This window comes from Streptomyces sp. NPDC047085, assembly GCF_040643735.1.
In the GTDB taxonomy this organism is placed as follows: domain Bacteria; phylum Actinomycetota; class Actinomycetes; order Streptomycetales; family Streptomycetaceae; genus Streptomyces.
The window spans coordinates 1-15,394 of record NZ_JBEYUW010000010.1; the positions used below are offsets into that span (position 1 = coordinate 1).

General features: G+C 72.5%; 17 protein-coding genes. 8 read left to right on the forward strand and 9 right to left on the reverse strand.

Annotated features, from left to right (window positions below; all coding sequences use genetic code 11):
* Positions 1 to 480 precede the first annotated feature (480 nt).
* Positions 481 to 1,635, reverse strand: coding sequence for a site-2 protease family protein (locus ABZ865_RS28680; protein ID WP_361236396.1), 1,155 nt, complete (start codon positions 1,633 to 1,635; stop codon positions 481 to 483).
* Positions 1,636 to 1,909: 274 nt separating this feature from the next.
* On the opposite strand from ABZ865_RS28680, the gene ABZ865_RS28685 reads away from it, so the two are divergent.
* A complete protein-coding gene (locus tag ABZ865_RS28685; protein ID WP_361236399.1) occupies positions 1,910 to 2,122 on the forward strand; it encodes a hypothetical protein in 213 nt (70 codons plus the stop codon).
* Between the two features lie 37 nt (positions 2,123 to 2,159).
* Here ABZ865_RS28685 and ABZ865_RS28690 read toward each other — a convergent pair whose 3' ends face one another.
* The gene (locus ABZ865_RS28690) at positions 2,160 to 3,011 is read right to left on the reverse strand and encodes a hypothetical protein (protein ID WP_361236402.1); all 852 of its coding nucleotides are present in this window, start codon (positions 3,009 to 3,011) and stop codon (positions 2,160 to 2,162) included.
* Positions 3,012 to 3,256: 245 nt separating this feature from the next.
* On the opposite strand from ABZ865_RS28690, the gene ABZ865_RS28695 reads away from it, so the two are divergent.
* From ABZ865_RS28695 to ABZ865_RS28705, 3 genes are all read left to right on the forward strand, one after another.
* Positions 3,257 to 3,553, forward strand: a complete 297-nt coding sequence (locus ABZ865_RS28695) for a hypothetical protein (protein ID WP_361236405.1) — start codon at positions 3,257 to 3,259, stop codon at positions 3,551 to 3,553.
* A 168-nt stretch (positions 3,554 to 3,721) separates the two neighbouring features.
* Positions 3,722 to 3,955, forward strand: a complete 234-nt coding sequence (locus tag ABZ865_RS28700; RefSeq protein WP_361236408.1) for a hypothetical protein — start codon at positions 3,722 to 3,724, stop codon at positions 3,953 to 3,955.
* A gap of 189 nt (positions 3,956 to 4,144) precedes the next feature.
* Positions 4,145 to 5,149, forward strand: a complete 1,005-nt coding sequence (locus ABZ865_RS28705) for a 2-dehydropantoate 2-reductase (RefSeq protein ID WP_361236415.1) — start codon at positions 4,145 to 4,147, stop codon at positions 5,147 to 5,149.
* A 110-nt stretch (positions 5,150 to 5,259) separates the two neighbouring features.
* On the opposite strand, the gene ABZ865_RS28710 is transcribed toward ABZ865_RS28705, so the two are convergent.
* Positions 5,260 to 6,033 (reverse strand): tetratricopeptide repeat protein, encoded by a 774-nt coding sequence (locus ABZ865_RS28710; RefSeq protein WP_361236418.1) that lies wholly within the window; start codon positions 6,031 to 6,033, stop codon positions 5,260 to 5,262.
* Positions 6,034 to 6,188: 155 nt separating this feature from the next.
* Between ABZ865_RS28710 and ABZ865_RS28715 the strand changes: the two genes are divergently transcribed.
* Positions 6,189 to 6,338, forward strand: coding sequence for a hypothetical protein (locus ABZ865_RS28715; protein ID WP_361236421.1), 150 nt, complete (start codon positions 6,189 to 6,191; stop codon positions 6,336 to 6,338).
* A 67-nt stretch (positions 6,339 to 6,405) separates the two neighbouring features.
* On the opposite strand, the gene ABZ865_RS28720 is transcribed toward ABZ865_RS28715, so the two are convergent.
* The 6 genes from ABZ865_RS28720 to ABZ865_RS28745 all read right to left on the reverse strand — a co-directional run bounded on the left by ABZ865_RS28720 (position 6,406) and on the right by ABZ865_RS28745 (position 13,024).
* A complete protein-coding gene (locus tag ABZ865_RS28720; protein ID WP_361236424.1) occupies positions 6,406 to 7,167 on the reverse strand; it encodes a DUF2182 domain-containing protein in 762 nt (253 codons plus the stop codon).
* Positions 7,164 to 7,778: a DUF1326 domain-containing protein gene (locus tag ABZ865_RS28725; protein ID WP_361236427.1), complete on the reverse strand. Its 615-nt coding sequence runs from the start codon at positions 7,776 to 7,778 to the stop codon at positions 7,164 to 7,166. Before ABZ865_RS28725 ends, ABZ865_RS28720 begins: the two co-directional genes overlap by 4 nt.
* A 179-nt stretch (positions 7,779 to 7,957) precedes the next feature.
* Complete coding sequence (locus ABZ865_RS28730; protein ID WP_361236430.1) at positions 7,958 to 8,416, reverse strand: PPOX class F420-dependent oxidoreductase; 459 nt, start codon at positions 8,414 to 8,416, stop codon at positions 7,958 to 7,960.
* A 71-nt stretch (positions 8,417 to 8,487) separates the two neighbouring features.
* Entirely contained in the window at positions 8,488 to 9,138 is a 651-nt protein-coding gene (locus ABZ865_RS28735) for a hypothetical protein (protein WP_361236433.1), read from the reverse strand.
* On the reverse strand, positions 9,135 to 9,467 hold the full coding sequence (locus ABZ865_RS28740) for a hypothetical protein (RefSeq protein WP_361236436.1): 333 nt from the start codon (positions 9,465 to 9,467) through the stop codon (positions 9,135 to 9,137). Before ABZ865_RS28740 ends, ABZ865_RS28735 begins: the two co-directional genes overlap by 4 nt.
* Positions 9,464 to 13,024 (reverse strand): CHAT domain-containing protein, encoded by a 3,561-nt coding sequence (locus ABZ865_RS28745; protein WP_361236439.1) that lies wholly within the window; start codon positions 13,022 to 13,024, stop codon positions 9,464 to 9,466. Before ABZ865_RS28745 ends, ABZ865_RS28740 begins: the two co-directional genes overlap by 4 nt.
* 178 nt (positions 13,025 to 13,202) lie before the next feature.
* Here ABZ865_RS28745 and ABZ865_RS28750 point away from each other — a divergent pair, with 178 nt between their 5' ends.
* The 3 genes from ABZ865_RS28750 (at position 13,203) to ABZ865_RS28760 (ending at position 15,155) form a co-directional block, all read left to right on the forward strand.
* Positions 13,203 to 13,646, forward strand: coding sequence for a hypothetical protein (locus ABZ865_RS28750; RefSeq protein ID WP_361236442.1), 444 nt, complete (start codon positions 13,203 to 13,205; stop codon positions 13,644 to 13,646).
* Between the two features lie 216 nt (positions 13,647 to 13,862).
* Positions 13,863 to 14,375, forward strand: coding sequence for a peptide-methionine (S)-S-oxide reductase MsrA (msrA, locus tag ABZ865_RS28755; protein WP_361236445.1), 513 nt, complete (start codon positions 13,863 to 13,865; stop codon positions 14,373 to 14,375).
* A gap of 195 nt (positions 14,376 to 14,570) precedes the next feature.
* Entirely contained in the window at positions 14,571 to 15,155 is a 585-nt protein-coding gene (locus ABZ865_RS28760; RefSeq protein ID WP_361236448.1) for a hypothetical protein, read from the forward strand.
* The last annotated feature ends 239 nt before the right edge of the window (positions 15,156 to 15,394 follow it).

The window sequence follows — 15,394 nt, forward strand, 5'->3', positions numbered from 1 at the left end:
GGCGGGCATGAGGGTGAGGGCGGCGGTGGCGGCGCCGGTGGTGGCGAGGCCGGTGAGGGCGAGGGTGCGCAGGCGGGCGGTGCGGGTGCGGGTGGTGGTGGTCATGCGGAAGCAACTCCAGTGGGGGACGACGTCGGCGCCGCCGCGTGGGGTGCGGTGGCGGAGGGGCGGGGCCCCGCGCTGGAGTCCGCAAGCGGGTGGGCCGAGGGTGTTCGGCCCGTTCGCTGCGGTGGCTCCTAGCGACGACAGACATGGTTAGCGGGGGCGGGTGGGGGGCGCAATGATGTGGCGTACTACCCGCCTTCGGAGTAATGCCCGTTATGGGATGTTCTGGGATGGTTGTGTGCTGTTCGGGGCGGTGTGGTTCTACGATCCCGGGTAGGACGTGATGTGCGTCCTGTGCGCGGCGTCACCCCTCCAGGCCCCTCCAGCCCCCCTCCACGCCCCCAACAGCCCCCTCCAGGTCCCCGTTCGGTGTCGTCAGGGCGCCGTCCGGAGGCCCGTGCCGGGTGGTGCGGCCGAGGAGAGCCAGGTGATGACCCGGCTGACGTCCGAGCTGGTGACGATGCCGACGGCGTGGCCCTCCGCCAGGACCACCGCCCGGCGGGCGGGGCTGGCGTCCAAGGTGGGCAGGAGCTGGACCAAGGGGTCGTCGGGGGCGGCGGTCGGGATGTCGCCGATGGGGACCATCACGGCGTCGACCGAGGTCGGGGCGCGGTCCTCCGCGGGTACCTGTCCTGCCTGCCGCACGCTGACCAGCCCCACCGGACACCCGTCCGGATCCGTGACCGGGAAGGCGGAGTGGCGATAGCGCCACGACGGACCGCTGAGAAACTCCTGGACGCTCGTACCGGCCGGAACCGTCACCGGATCCGGGGTCATCGCCTGCCGCACCGGCACGGAGCGCAGTAGCTCACGGAGCTTGGCCTGACTGCCCTCCATCGTCGCCATGGCAGCCATGAACCAACCGATGAGCAGCAGCCAGATGCCGTTGACGAACCTGCCGGCCAGAGCCACGTACAGGCCGACGGCGACCAGGATCCAGCCCAGCACGCGCCCGGCGCCGGTGGCGACGTCGGTGGCGCGCAGCCGATTGCCGGTACGCCACCACACCAGTGCGCGCAGCAGCCGTCCGCCGTCCAGGGGGGCGGCGGGCAGCGCGTTGAACAGCGCGAGCAGGATGTTGATCGCCGCCAGCCAGGCCAGCGCCTCGACCATCAGCCCCGGGCCGCGCAGCGCATGGGCCCACCACGTGAACAGGGTGAAGACCCCGCCCAGTACCAGGCTCACCAGCGGCCCGACTCCCGCGATGCGCAGTTCCGCCGCCGGGGTGGGTGCCTCGCTGTGCAGACGTGCCGCACCGCCCAGCAGCCACAGCGTGATCTCGTCAGCGCCGACCCCGTTGCGGCGGGCCACCATCACGTGGCTGATCTCGTGGGCCAGCAGGGACAGCAGGAACACCAGTGCCGTCGCCAGGCCCGTCAGCCAGTAGGCCCAGGCCGGACCGCCCGGGTGGGAACGGGGCAGGCGCCCCTCGGCCAGCCCGAAGGCGATCAGCGCGATGATGACCAGGACACTCCAGTGGACGCCGACGCGGATACCCGCCACGCGGCCGAGCGAGAAGGTCGTGCCCACAGCCGACACCTCCTTCGTCGCCCTGCACGGGTACCCAGAGTCAGGCGTCGTAACTGCGACCGGGCCGCGTGGGCCGGGCTGGTCTCCACGCTCGTCTGCGCGCGGGTCTCGTCGATGGTCCCCTCGCCGGTGCCCTCGCTGGTCTCCGCGCTGGTCTCCTCGTGCGGCAGACCGTGGCTTTATGGTGGGCGTGAGGGACTCTGTCCGTCATTGAGCGGGGCGGCGTGCGCTGCTTCGTCGGCCGCGCTAGTCTGCCCGTCCGCCAGGGGCCGCCATGCGAGTGGAACTGATCCAACGGGCCGCCAACGTGCTCTTCGACGTGCCGGACGAGATGCACGAGGAGATCATCATGCTCATCGACGGGGTCACCAAGGACTCGGAGGCCCATATGCCGGACCTGGCGGCAGCGTTCGGCGAGTGGTGCTGGCTCGTCTACTCGGTGCACGGCGACGTGATCGAGGTGCTGGACGTCGGCTGCGCGCGGTGAGGCCGGATCCGGCGTTCACTCCGACACGGCGGTTCGGTCACCCGGCATCCCCGGCATCCGGCCGGGACTCGTAGCGCAGGCTGTGGAAGCGGCCGTCCTCCTCGATCCCGGCGGGGTCGCGGCCCAGTGCCCGTACGGCCTCGAGCGCGAACCGTCGTTCCCGCTCGTCGTTGAAGAGCCGCTGGGGGTAAGTGCGGGAGACGTCGAGGGTGGTCCGCAGACCGTGCGCGGCCAGGGCCCGGACGATCGGCTGGTAGGACACCGTCCGCAGCACGAACGCGCTGACCCATACGGGTCGGCGGGTACCGTCCAGCAGCGCGGTGAACGTGCGGGCGGTGATGTAGCTGCCGCCGCCCGTCAGCGTGATGAGGCCGACCTCGGCGAGCGCGCGGCTCAGCGCGGGACTGGGTGAGCCCTGTTCCAGGTCGTCGGTGAAGGCGGCGTCCAGAAGTCCCACCTCGACCGCGTAGTGCACGGCGGCGGCCGCGACGTCCAGGCCGAACGCGGGCACCGCGTCGGGCCGGCGCCGCTCGGCATAGAACACCTTGTCCCGCGCCGCCAGCTCGGCCGTCGACAGCGACTGGAGATCGGGCGAGGTGTACCGCTCGTACATCTCCGCCAGCGTCACGTCGTGATTGAGCAGCGCGGCGTTGATGCCGTACGAGCAGCACACGTCCAGCACCGCGGGCGGGTGGGGGTGGCCGTCGTCGAGCGCGGCCCGTTCGGCGGCGACCTGCCGGAAGATCGGCTGGGCGTGGTGCGGGATCTCGTACTCCAGCGGTGCCAGCCGCCGGAAGTAGGCGCGAGGGTCCGGCTGGTCGTAGATGTCGTCGAACCGCGCCTTGCCGCCCGCTGTGCCCTCGGTACCGCCAGAGCCCGACAGCGCCATGCCGTACACCTCCTCGCAGAGCGCACCCGTACATCCATGATGTCCCGTATGTCCTGCCTTCTGTGCCCCAGGATGACCGCCATCCAGGGGCAGCGCATGCGCAGTGAGCTGCTGCGCCTGCGTCGGTTGCGGGCACCGGCCGCGCGTGGTGCACCGCATCGCCACGCAGGCGCGATCGGGGCGCCGGACCTACCGTGGTGGAAGTGACGCCGACCAGCCGAACCGGCGTCGTGGAGGAGGCTGGGATGGAGGAGCACTTCGTGTGGGTGACGGCGCGCCGCATTCGGCCGGGCACCCTGGAGGACTTTGAGAAGGCGTGGCGTCCGGCCCCCGCTCCGCAGGGTCTGCGCCGGGCCTTCGCGTACTGGTCCGAGGACGGACAGGAGATCATCGGGGTGTCGTTCTGGGACTCCCAGGAGGCGTGCGACTCCTGGCGGACGTCCGAGCCCGAGGCGCAGCGCCGTGCCGACATGGCCCCGTACGTCGTCGAGGAACGGGAAAGCTTCTACCGCGGCCGTGAGCTGGCGATCCCCCAGCGGTAGCCATGGGCGAGCGGGGCCGTCGCAGCCGGCCTGGTCGGTCCGCGACCGTCCGCCCGTACGGCGCCTCCACAGCCGTCCGTGTCCGTGTCCGCGTAGCGCCCATGATCATCGGACCCCCTGCCGCCGACGGTATACGGCGCGCGCGGGCCGGCGCATGAGGTGCTCGGTATGGGGCACCCAGTAGCTATGGAAGGCGCGCCAGTCATTGTGCAGCCGCCGGGCACCGACGGTGGCAGGCGGGTCACGATCCGCGGTGAGCACGTGGGCATCGCGTATCACCTGCTCGACGTGGTCGAGTTTCTTCGCCGAGCGGGCCTGCCCGAGGTGAACACGACCGTCGACGACCCGGAACTGATCGAGTGGCGAGGCGGTGGGCCGACGGCGTGGACGGCGGCCGAGTGAGACGCGCCGGGCCGCCGCTGCGGGCGGCTCGCCGCCTCGGCCTCCTCCATCCCGATGCCCGAGAACCGACGGACCGTCGGCCACCTCGCGCCGCGGGCGAGCGGGGGAGACCGGACCAGGGGCTGGTCAACGAGCGTACCGGTGGTCCAGGCTGGCCTCTGCCCGATCACACGTCCGCAGGAGCCATCCATGCCCAAGCCCCGGTTCGCCGTCCTCGGCGCGGGCAGTATCGGCTGTCATCTTGGCGGCCACCTCGTCGCCGCCGGGTACGACGTGGCATTCATCGGCCGGTCCGCCGCCATGGATGTGCTGCGCGAACGCGGGCTCACCCTCAGTACCTCCGTCCGGCCGCCCGTCCACCTCACACCGGACCGGCTGACGCTGGCCACCGGCCCCGAAGCCGCGGCGGGCGCCGACTATGTGCTGATCACCGTGAAGACCGCCGGCACCGAGGCCGCCGCCAAGGAGCTCGCCGCTCATCTCGCCCCCGGCGCCGTCGTGGTCAGCTTCCAGAACGGGCTGCACAACCCCGCCACCCTGCGCGCCGCGCTCCCCGGCCACACCGTGCTGGCCGGGATGGTGCCCTACAACGTGGTGCAGTCCGAGCCGGGCACCGTGCACCAGGGCATGCCGGGCAGGCTCATGACCGAGCCCGACGACGCGCTCCTCGCCGCCTTCCGCGAGGCACACCTGGCCATCGAGGCGCGCACCGACATGTCCGAAGTCCAGCACGCCAAGCTGCTGATGAACCTCAACAACGCGATCAACGCGCTCTCCGGGCTGCCCCTGCGCGACCAGCTCGGCCGGCGGGCGTACCGCCGCTGCCTCGCCCTGTGCCAGCGCGAGGCCCTCGCCGCCTACCGCGCCGCCGGGATCACACCCGCCCGACTCGGTCCCACCGCGCCCGGCGTCACCCCGTACGTGCTGAACCTGCCTGACGCCCTCTTCCGCCGAGTGGCGGCGGCGTCCTTCCGCATCGACGCCCACGCGCGCTCCTCGATGTGGGAGGACCTGCAGCGCGGTCGGCGCACGGAGATCGATTCCCTGCAGGGCGAGATCGTCACCCTCGCCACAGCCCACGGCCGGAGCGCGCCCGCGAACGCGCGTCTGGCCGCTCTGGTCCACGAGGCGGAGTCCACCCCACACACCTGGACGGGACCGGAGCTGTACGCCGAGCTGCGCGCGGCACGCTGAACCTCAGGATTTGCCGCGTCAGGAATCCGCGCCATCGCGCATGCGCTCAGCAGATGGCATGCGTGTGCAGCCACGGCAGAGAGGCCCAACTGCCGTTGCCGCGTGCCGGGTCAGGTGCCGTCGATGCGGTCGAGCAGTGTCCGGGCCTCGGCGGTGCGGCGATGGTCCGGGCCGAAGGTGCTGAGGCAGGCGTCGTGGGCGGCCGCGGCCCGGGTGCGGGCCTCAGTGGCGCGGCCCAGCCCCAGGAGAGCGGTGGCCACGGCCATTTCGGCGGCACCGGTCTCCGCGCGGCGCTGCTCCGCGGGCAGGCCGCGGTGCAGTTCGTCGGCGCGCTCCGCCTCGGTGAGCGCCTCCTCGTGGCGGGCCTGGCCGTTGAGACTGCGGGCCAGCCCGAGCCGTAGGACCAGGGCGAAGCGGTCCTGTTCACCGTGCGCGGCGAGGCCCTCGCGGGCGAGCGTCTCGGCCTCGGGGTGGCGGTCCTGCGCGCAGAGGGCGTAGATCAGCCCGTTGCGGGCGGCCGTCGCTATGAGCGCCAACTCCGGCCCCGAGCCGCGGGCCGCGGCCCGGGCGACGGCGGCGCACTCCGCCTCGCATTCGGCGTGCCGGTCGAGCGCGCTCAGCGCCTGAGCCCGGTCCGAGCGCAGTTTCAGGGTGTGCGGATGCTCGGCGCCGAAGATCCGGCCGAAGACCGGCAGCAGTGCGTCGTACGCGGTGACGGCCTCCCCGTGACGGCCCTGGGCGCCCGTCGCGAGCGCGGCGATGCTCAGCGCCAGCGGTCCGTACCCGTCGTCGCGCGACCGGGACCGGGCCGCGGCCACGGCACGCGCCTCCACCTCCGCTTCGGCGTAACGCCCCGCCAGGTACAGCGCCATGGCCTGGGCCAAGGGGGATCCCGTCAACTGCCCAGCGCCGCTTCGGCCGCGCGATCGGAAGAGTTTCATGCCTGGAGCATACGAATGCTGCACACGCGCGTTGGGGGAGGGGGAGGGGGAGGGGGAGGGCTGGGGAGAAGCGGGCGGGGGACACTCGAAGCCTCGCGGTGCGTCGGGACTTCGCCGAACTCTCCGCCGCCAACGAGCTGGACATCGTCGCCGTCAGCCGCGAGGCCCGCGCCCGCCACGGCGCGGAGCTACGTGACCTGGTCCCCCGATGGCGGCTGCTGCTCTCCGAGCCGGCCTGGGCATACTGACGTGGCGTGCTGGACCAGAGCGGCCACTGACTGCCCCAGACCGGCGACCCAGCAGCCTCGGCCGCCCTCACATCCCGGCCATGCCGCCACCCGTGAGGCCCGGAGCCAGGCCCGGGACCCAGAAGACGGCAATGGCCAGGGCGATCGAGGCGATCCCCGTGGCACGGGCCACCAGGCGGCCGACGGGGGCGAGCTTCTCGGCGGTGATCACGGCGGCCAGGACCACCATGGCCCACAGGTTCATCAGGCCGAACGCCGCCAGCAGGACCATCAGCGACCAGCAGCAGCCCAGGCAGAAGGCTCCGTGGTGGGCCCCGGCGCGCAGATCGCGCGAGGGTCCGGGGCGTGCGGCGCAGTGCAGGATCAGTCCCAGCGGAGAGCGGCACCGGGCCAGACAACGGTCCTTGAGGGGCGTGAGCTGATAGACGCCGCTGATCGCGAACACGGCCGCGGCGACTGCGGTTCCCGCCGTGGCGGGAAGGTGCGCGGCGTGGCCCAGGCCGACGGCCAGCGCGTACGCCGGTAGCCCGGCCACGGCCCAGACGAGAAGGTAGCCGACCGTGAACGCGACCATGCGCGGCGCTCGGTGCGCGGTGATGGTGCGTGCGTAGAGCGAGGCGACGGCCGCTGTGGCGGGCAGCATCATCGCGGCCGTCATCAGCGTCCACACGGCCAGGAACGCCGGCAGCTCCAGGCCCATGGTGCCGGGTTCCGCCCGCATACCGCCCCAGCGCGCCACCATCCAGACCCAGGCGGCGGCCGCCATGACCAGCAGCAGTCCGGCGGGGCCCGCCGTGCCGCGGCGGACGGTGGCCGGTCTGCCGGTCACGCGGACCATGTGAAGGGCGCCGAGTGCCCGTTGCGACCGGTGAAGTCCCAGGACCGGCCGTACACGCCGTTGCCCGTCGCCCGGGTGGACCGGGCGATCGTCAGCGTGCTGTTCGCCGGGTGGAACATGCCGGTCAGGCCCATCACCGGACCGTCCTCGCCGAACTGCGGGGCGACCTGGTCCTCGATCTCGATGTCGATGGCGTCACCCACGCGCGCGGCGTGGCGGCGGCCGTCGTCGCGGTATTCGATGGGGGCACGCTCGACGCCGAGGACCTCGCCGACAAGGGGAGTGAGCGCCGCCATCGGCCCGCCGGCCTGGCCGGAGAAGATCCTGCCCAGCGCCTCCGCCTGGCCGTCGTCGGCCGAGGCGTCGACATACAGCGCCACCTGCCAGCCGCCGTCGGACATCACCTGGGGCGCCTCGATGAAGACGGCGACACTGCGGTCGGAGACGTCCACGCCGTCCACGGTGCCGCTGTCCACATGGAACACGAAGGTCACCTCGCAGCGATCATGGTCGGCCGGCGCGGTGAGGCCCGAGGTGGTGCAGGGACACACGACGTCGCAGTTGCAGCTCTCCAGATACGTGCCGTTCAGATTCCAGGGCATGGCACTGCCTCCCTGCCTCGCGTCCCCCCGGCGAAGGGAATGCATCGGGAGGTCGGTCGCCGTCCCGGTGCCGCTCCCTTTCAGGCTATTCCGACGCCCCCCGTCGCGCAGATCCGCTGCCCACAGCCCACCGACCTGGCCGGTCTGGGCCGGCGAACCGCTGAGCGGGCGGAATCGGTCTAGCCGTTGATGTCCAGGGCCGTTCCGTACAGTCGATCCACTCGCAGCCGGATCACGACGCGGCGCTCGGCGACTTGCTGCGCGAGGAAGGCGTCCTCGTTCTCCGGCCTGGCGGACGGCGCGATCATGGCGAGCAGTTCCCGTCCGACCGCGTCACCGGGCACCGTCGTGATCTCGGAAACCTCGGCGGACCCCTCGGCGACGGCGAACGACCACACGTCACCGCCCTGCACATGCAGCGCCGCCCGCGGATCGCGCCGCAGATGCTTCGCCTTCACACGGTCGGCCGTCGTGGACAGCCGCACGACGCGGGCCTCGGGATCCCAGGCGTAGAGCATGGTGGTCAGGTGGGGGTGGCCACTGTGCTTGACCGTGGCGAAGGTGCCGAACTGCTGCTTCGCCAGCAGATCGGAGAGGGCTTCGTCGGACAGGGGCCGGGGCGCGGGTCCTTGAGTCATGTCGTGATCAACTCCCGTCAGTGCGGCGGGTATTCCGCCGGGCGGACGCGCCGCGACGAGTGCGCTCCCGCCTACCCGGTGGCGGCGGGGGCGGGGCAGGACGCGACCGGAGTGACGGAGTCGGCCTTGGACAGGTCCACGGTCGTGGCGACTCCGTCCACCTTCAGCTCGACCGTTCCCCGGCGGGCCGAGACGACCTCTCCGCACACGGAGGTTCCGCCCTGCCGGATCAGCAGTCCTGGAGGATCTTTGGGCGGGGCGTACCAGGTGACGCCGACCGCCGTCACGAGAAGCGCCGTGCACAGGCAGGTCAGGACGATCCCCGTGCGCAGGAAGCGGGCGCTGGCCAGTGCCTCCTCGTGGTCCTCGACCTCGAGCGGCCGCCCGGTCGCGTCGTCGGTCCCGGACAGCCAACGGGCGTACGGACGACCGTGCGCCGCGCGCAGCAGGCCGAGGGCGCCGGCTCCGCCCACGACCAGCGCAGCCAGGAGCAGCAAGCCGGCGGCGACGGACCAGCCAGGGGCGATCTGCCCGACGTCGCTGCGGCCCTTGATCAGGCTGAACCCGACGAGTCCGGCCAGGATCGCGCCGAGCCCGTTGCGCCAGGCCACGGCGACCTCGCGCACCCGGGGGAGCTCCCGCTCCAGGGCCCGCCGCACCGACCTGGCCCGCCGCAGCTGGGCGGCCGTCGGTGTGGGGCCGGGCTGCAGACCGCCGCTCATCCGCCTGCTCCGGCGGGGAGCGTCAGGCTCCAGAAGGCGCCGCAGCCGGATGTGCCGTCGGGTGCGCCGTCGTACACCGCTTCGGCCGTGCAGTACATCACGACCGGACGGCCGGGCACGGGATCCGCCCCGGTGCCGTCGCCCTCTCCCGTGCCGTCCCGGAACAGCTCCTTCACCAGCATGAAGTCCATCTCCTGGCCGCAGCGCGGGCAGGGCCCGGACAGCATCAGCGCGGAGTCGAAGTCCTCCAGGCTGAAGGTGTCCGCGGCCCGCTGCGCGAACTGCGGGTCTGTGCCGTGCTGGTAGCGCAGGGGCGGGGGTGTGCTCATCGGTGCTCTTCCGTGGTGTCCCGTCGGGGGTGTCCGTGTGGTGGGCCGGGGTCGGCGTGGCCTGTGTAGGTGAACGCCCCCCAGTCGGAGAGGGCTTCGAAGGGGCGGGCGGGGGCCTGCGGGGGAGGGGCGAGCGGTGACTCCGTGGTGAGCGGGCCGCGCATCACCCGCAGCCGCCTGGCCAGTGCGCCGTGCGGCAGATCCCGTAGTCCGGTCTGGGCGGCCCGCAGCGCCTCCGCCGGCGGTGTCCCCTCCGCCCACCGGCCGACGAAGTCGGTCATCACCAGGCAGGCCGCGAGGTCGTTGACCGGCCAGGCCGCCGACACCACGCCCCGCGCCCCCGCCCCGATGAGGGTGCCCGGCAGGCCCACCACCTCGTCGGGCAGCTCCCGGCCGGCCACGGAGGTGGCGCAGGCGGAGAGGATCACCAGGTCGAGTCCGCCTCGCAGGTCCAGCAGATCCCGTACGGCGAGGCGCGCGCCGCCGCCGAGGACGAGCGCGGAGGAGAGGGGCTCGGCGGGGTCCGTCTCGGCGTGGCAGGCGAAGTGAGCGACCCCGCCGCCCTGTTGCAGCCAGCCCAGCACCCGCTCGGGCGTGGCCTCCTCGTCCACCAGCAGCAGGGACTCGGCGAACCGGTCGGCAGCCGCCCGTACCTCCCGCTCGGCAAAGGGCAGTTCGCGCAGGCCCGTGCCGTGCCCCACCGCCACTCCCAGATACCGAGGTGCCCCGGCGGTGCCGCCCCTGGGCAGCACGCGCAGACAGGGCGCGAATCCGACCGCGTGGCCGTCGAGCAGGAACCGGGACGGTCGGCCGGGGCCCGGTGCGTACGCCGTCTGCCAGGGCAGGTGCACCAGCTCGCCCACGGGGATCAGCGTGAACGGCGTGCCCTGTGTCGGCACCACCCCGGTCAGGACGTGCTCCCACGCCCACCGGGCGAACCGGTCGAGTCGGTCGAGCTGTCCGGAGTCATTCCATGTCCCGTCCTGCCACGGGGCGAGTGCGGTCGCCCCCAGGCCGTCGAGGGGCGTGGCCCGGATCGCTGAGCCGGTGACCGAGAAGGCGACGCCTGCGTCGGGGCCTGGGACGAGGTAGATGACCGTGCCGCTGCCGGTGCCGATACCAGTGGGCGTGGGAGCGGGGGAGTCTCCCGTGCCGTCCATGTCATTCGCGCCGGTCGCACCGTCGGCCACCGCCGTTTCGCCCAGCCCGAGGCGCTCGGCCAGCAGCAGTGCGCGGGTGCGTTCCAGGCGGGTGACCGCGCCCGCCGCGTCGCCGGCCCGCCACGCCGCCACGGCCACCGCCGCGGGCAGGCCGCGTGAGGTGCGCAGCCACGTCTCCTTGGCCGCGCGCTGACCCTGCTCGGCGACGAGCCGCCCCACGGCCCGCTCGGCGAGGTCGAAGGCGGCCACCGCCTGCGGATGCCGCTCCAGCCGGGACTGCCACAGCCCCCACTCCATGGCGCCCTCGGCCGCCGCGGCCGGATGCCGGTCGCGGGCCACTTCGTAGCCTTGCCGGTACAACTCCTCGGCCTCTCGCAGCAGTTCCGGGGCGGCGGTCAGCGCATGGCGCAGCCGGGCCAGTCCGGCCAGCACGAACACGGCCGACACCCAGGACCGTGACGCCGGGTCGGAATCCGCTCGGGCCGCTTCAGCGTGCTCGGTCGCCTCCTCCGCCAGCGCCGTCGAACCGGTGCGTTCCGCCTGCGCGCCCAGTGCGAGTGCCAGTCCGATACGGGCGTTCACAGCGGAGCCCGCCTCCGGCTCAGGCTCGGCGAGGGCCTCCCGCTGGGCGGCCACGGCGCGGGCCAGGTCCCGTTGATCGTCGGTGGCCTCGTAGCGCGCCTGGTGGGCATGGCCGAGGTTGCTCAGGACGGCTCGGCGTTCGGCCGGGTCCGCCGGCAGCACGGCAGCGGCCGTCAGCCGCTCCACGGCCTCGTCCAGGTCGGCGGCCGTACCACGCCGCTCGTATCGCTGGTGCAGGGCCACGCCCAGCCCGCTGTGCGCGGTGACGGTGTGCGGCGATCCCGGGCGGCGCCGGTCGACGGCCTCCTGCCACAGCTCGATGGCCTCGTCCAGGTCGGTCATCGAGCCGCGGGCGAGGAACCGCTCGTACAGACCGGCCGCGAGATTCCCCGCCGTCCTGGGCCGGTCGGGGAGTCCGCCCGGGCCGGCCAGCGCGCGGCGCAGTCGGTCCACGCCCTGGTCGAGGGCATCCGCGTCGGAGGTGAGGCTCGCGAGCCGGACCAGGGCGCTGCCCCAGGCGTCGTGGAAGGAGGCGACCAGCAAGCCGTCCCCGGCCGGCAGATGCGGCGCCGCGGCCTCCAGCCGCCGGCAGGCCGCCTCCAGTTCCGCCGCGCCGCCGCCCCCACCCTGTGCCTGGCGGGCGATCCGCGCCTCGGCCGCGGCGGCGACGGCCACGGCGGACAGCGGAGACCGAGGCAGCAACGTCGCGGCCGCCTCCTCGGCCAACTCGACCGCATGGCCGAGGAGTTCCAGCCCATCGGCCGTACGGGCGGCGGTTTCCCGGAGTACGACGGCGAGATTGAGCTGTGCGCCGGCACGTGCCGCCGAGCCCTGCGGCAGGTCCTCCAGGGCCCGTTCGAGCGCCGTACGGGCCCGCACCAGGTCGTCGGGGGCGCCCAGCAGGCGGTACCGCTCGAAGTGGGCGATGCCCAGGTTCACCGCGCGCGCCGCCGGGTTCTCCGCCTGGGCGACCGGCGCCGAGGGGTCGAGCAGCCGGATGACCTCGTCGAAGTCCTTCTCCGACTTCCGCCACATGGCGCGCACGAGCAGGGTGCGGGCGAGTCCCTTCTCCGGCGCCGCGCGCAGGCCAGGGTCCTCCTGGGCGAGGCACAGCGCCTGGCGGGCACGGTCCAGGGCCTGCGCCAGCAGCTGTTCGTCGTGGTCGAGTTCGGCCTGCTCGCGCAGGCATTCGCCGAGCACGTCGAGGGCGGAGATCCAGGTGTGGAGCTCCTCTAGATCACCGTCCGCACCAGCACCGTCCTCACCGACACTGGCGTCGGCGTCACCGTCCTCGGCCTCACCGGCCGCGGACGGCGCTTCGCCCGCCACATCGAGTTCCCTCTCCAACAGCGCCCTGGCCGCCTCCAGATCGCCCGGATCCCCGCCGGCCGCGAACCGGTCGACCAGGCACCGCCCGAGATGCCCGGCGGCCATGAGACGCGGCCAGGTGCCCTCGTCCGCCACGGCCAGCACCGCCCGGAACAGCCCGATCGCCGCCCGGGCATCTTCGAGGTCCCCGCGTTCGCTGAACCGGGAGTGCAGGGCGACACCGAGCCGGAACTCCGCGTCCGGCCGGTCCTCGCTGTCGTCGTCGAGTTCCGCCAGACCGGCGCCGAAGTGGTGCACGGTGCCGTCCAGGTCGCCCAGCCGCTCGCAGACCGCGCCCACCATCGCGTACCACAACTGCCGTTCCTGCGGCGCGAGATCCTCGGGCGGACCCTCCGCGGCCCGGTCCCGTACGGGACCCAGCACCCGTTCGGCGAGTTCCGGGGGCGGAACCCGCAGCTCCATCAACTCCCCCAGCGACAACCGCACTTCGCTCCCCCTGCGACGCTCGCACCCGGCCCACGTCCGTGCCGCGATCCTACGGCGCCGGGTAGGCCCGTACCGGCGGTCGATCACAAACTCGTCCCTCCGAGTGGCCTGTCGGAGGCGACCACTACCGTTCCTGTGACGTCGTACCGCGACGGCGGCTGACTCGGAGGGGTGCAGGGTGGGCGCTTCGGCCTGGGACTACTACGTGCCGTACCAGGAGGATCTCGGCGCCGCGCTGGAGGAGCTGCGGCACGAGGTGTTCCGCGCAGGTGACTACTACTGGGTGCGCGGCGGCGACTGGCTGCCCGAGGAGGAGCGCCGCCCCCGACCGGTGACCCTGGACGAACTATGGGCTGACGAATGGACGCAGCACTCCGGCACGCACTCCATCCTCGACGTCTTCCAGGTCCAGCACGAAGACGAGGAACCCGAGGCGTGCGCGGTACAACCGGTGACCGCCGAAGAAGCCCGCATGGCCACCGGCACCGAGCGTCTGACCCGCGCACACGTTCCAGCGATCCAGAACCTCGCCAGCGAGCGCTGGTACGGCCGCTGCGCGGTACTCCATGACAACCACGGCACGCCACAGGAGATCTACTTCTGGGGCTGGTCCGGAGACTGAGCCCTCTGCTGGAACTCGAAGGGAGCGAAGCGGAGGGGGACGTAAATTACTGAGAGTCGCGAAAGCGTCGCACATCGCATCCAAGGGGGCCGGTTGGGCAGGCACGGAATTGTTCGGAACCCTCGCGTGCTGATGTACCCGGAGGGTGTGGGAGGCGGACAGTGTGCGCGCTGAACAGCCCGAATGAACGAGGCGACAGATATTGGAGGGGCCGAGATGGCAACGCAGACGCAGAGGGCCGTGCTGGCGGGCGGATGCTTCTGGGGGATGCAGGACCTGATCCGTCGGCTCCCGGGCGTGACGGCGACCCGGGTCGGCTACACCGGAGGTGATGTGCCGAACGCGACGTACCGCAACCACGGGACCCACGCGGAGGCCATCGAGATCCTTTTCGACCCCGAGAAGACCGACTACCGCACGATCCTGGAGTTCTTCTTCCAGATCCACGACCCGAGCACCAAGAACCGCCAGGGCAACGACATCGGCCTCAGCTACCGCTCCGCGATCTACTACGTGGACGACGAGCAGAAGCGGATCGCCGAGGACACCATCGCGGATGTGGACGCCTCCGGACTGTGGCCCGGCAAGGTCGTGACCGAGGTCGAGCCGGTCGGCCCCTTCTGGGAGGCCGAGCCCGAGCACCAGGACTACCTGGAGCGCTACCCGGACGGCTACACGTGCCACTTCCCGCGCCCGGGATGGCGCCTGCCCGCCCGCGCCAAGGACTGACCGCTCGGCCGACCCGTCCCTGGAACGACGGGTGCCATGCCCCAGGTGTGCTGTTCGGGCAGGTTGCCCGACAGCGCCGGCTGGGGTGTGGCCGACCATTCGGCGCGGGCTGGTGGTGGTCGTACCGCGTCGGCGTCGACGAGCACGCTCCGTACCGTGACGTCCGAATGCCGCGCGTGTGGCATGGTGTCGGCCATGACATCTGAGCCGAGCGGTCCGGCGCGTCACATCGACCACGGACGGTGGCTGGCGCAGTTCGCGGGACGCATCCTGGTGGTGTGCCCGCGGTGCGCGGGCCGTGCGCTCGTCGTGCTCAGGCCAGATCTCGAGGCACCCAGATATTTCAGTCAGCTGATGTTCATGCCGCGCCGTCTCGTGTGCGCGGCATGCGGGGCCGTCGGCGAATGGGAAGCCCGGGTCAGGGGCACCGCTCGTGTGGGCGTGGCGCTGGGCGGCACCGAGGATCCGTTCTTCCGGCAACCCCTGTGGCTGCAGACCCGGTGCGTCGGGCACATCCTGTGGGCGTACAACGAGCAGCACATCGATGAGCTGGCGGCCTACGTCGGCGCCGTACTGCGGGAACGGGACGCCTCGCCGACGATGGCGATGTTCGCACGGCTTCCCGTGTGGATGAAGCGGGCCGACAACCGTGCCGAAGTCCTGGCAGGCCTGGGGAGGTTGCGGGCACTCGCTGAACGCTCGGCACCGGACGAGCGCTCTGATGCCGCGCATCCGAGAGACGGCGGGCCGCGTATACGCGGGGGCCTGTACTTCCGGTGATCAAGTATCACCAGGCACCGATGAACCACACATAGCCGCCCGTCGCTGCCCCGCACTCTTCAAGAAGTTCGGCGAGGTCAAGAAGTGCGGCAAGGTCACGCGAGCAGCCGCCGCGATGGCGGCGCACATGGTCCTCGCAGGCCTGTCTCACCCCTCCGGCACCCCGCGGCGACGGCCACTGGGGTGGTCCGCGGCGGCTACGGCATCTCTGAGCGGCGCGGGTGCGGGGAACCCGCCCC

Bases quoted from the DNA above. Each gene is read 5' to 3' on its own strand.
- ABZ865_RS28685 (WP_361236399.1), top strand. From the start codon at position 1,910: ATGCGAGTGGAACTGATCCAACGGGCCGCCAACGTGCTCTTCGACGTG.
- ABZ865_RS28690 (WP_361236402.1), bottom strand. From the start codon at position 3,011: ATGGCGCTGTCGGGCTCTGGCGGTACCGAGGGCACAGCGGGCGGCAAG.
- ABZ865_RS28695 (WP_361236405.1), top strand. From the start codon at position 3,257: ATGGAGGAGCACTTCGTGTGGGTGACGGCGCGCCGCATTCGGCCGGGC.
- ABZ865_RS28700 (WP_361236408.1), top strand. From the start codon at position 3,722: ATGGGGCACCCAGTAGCTATGGAAGGCGCGCCAGTCATTGTGCAGCCG.
- ABZ865_RS28705 (WP_361236415.1), top strand. From the start codon at position 4,145: ATGCCCAAGCCCCGGTTCGCCGTCCTCGGCGCGGGCAGTATCGGCTGT.
- ABZ865_RS28725 (WP_361236427.1), bottom strand. From the start codon at position 7,778: ATGCCCTGGAATCTGAACGGCACGTATCTGGAGAGCTGCAACTGCGAC.
- ABZ865_RS28730 (WP_361236430.1), bottom strand. From the start codon at position 8,416: ATGACTCAAGGACCCGCGCCCCGGCCCCTGTCCGACGAAGCCCTCTCC.
- ABZ865_RS28735 (WP_361236433.1), bottom strand. From the start codon at position 9,138: ATGAGCGGCGGTCTGCAGCCCGGCCCCACACCGACGGCCGCCCAGCTG.
- ABZ865_RS28740 (WP_361236436.1), bottom strand. From the start codon at position 9,467: ATGAGCACACCCCCGCCCCTGCGCTACCAGCACGGCACAGACCCGCAG.
- msrA (WP_361236445.1), top strand. From the start codon at position 13,863: ATGGCAACGCAGACGCAGAGGGCCGTGCTGGCGGGCGGATGCTTCTGG.
- ABZ865_RS28760 (WP_361236448.1), top strand. From the start codon at position 14,571: ATGACATCTGAGCCGAGCGGTCCGGCGCGTCACATCGACCACGGACGG.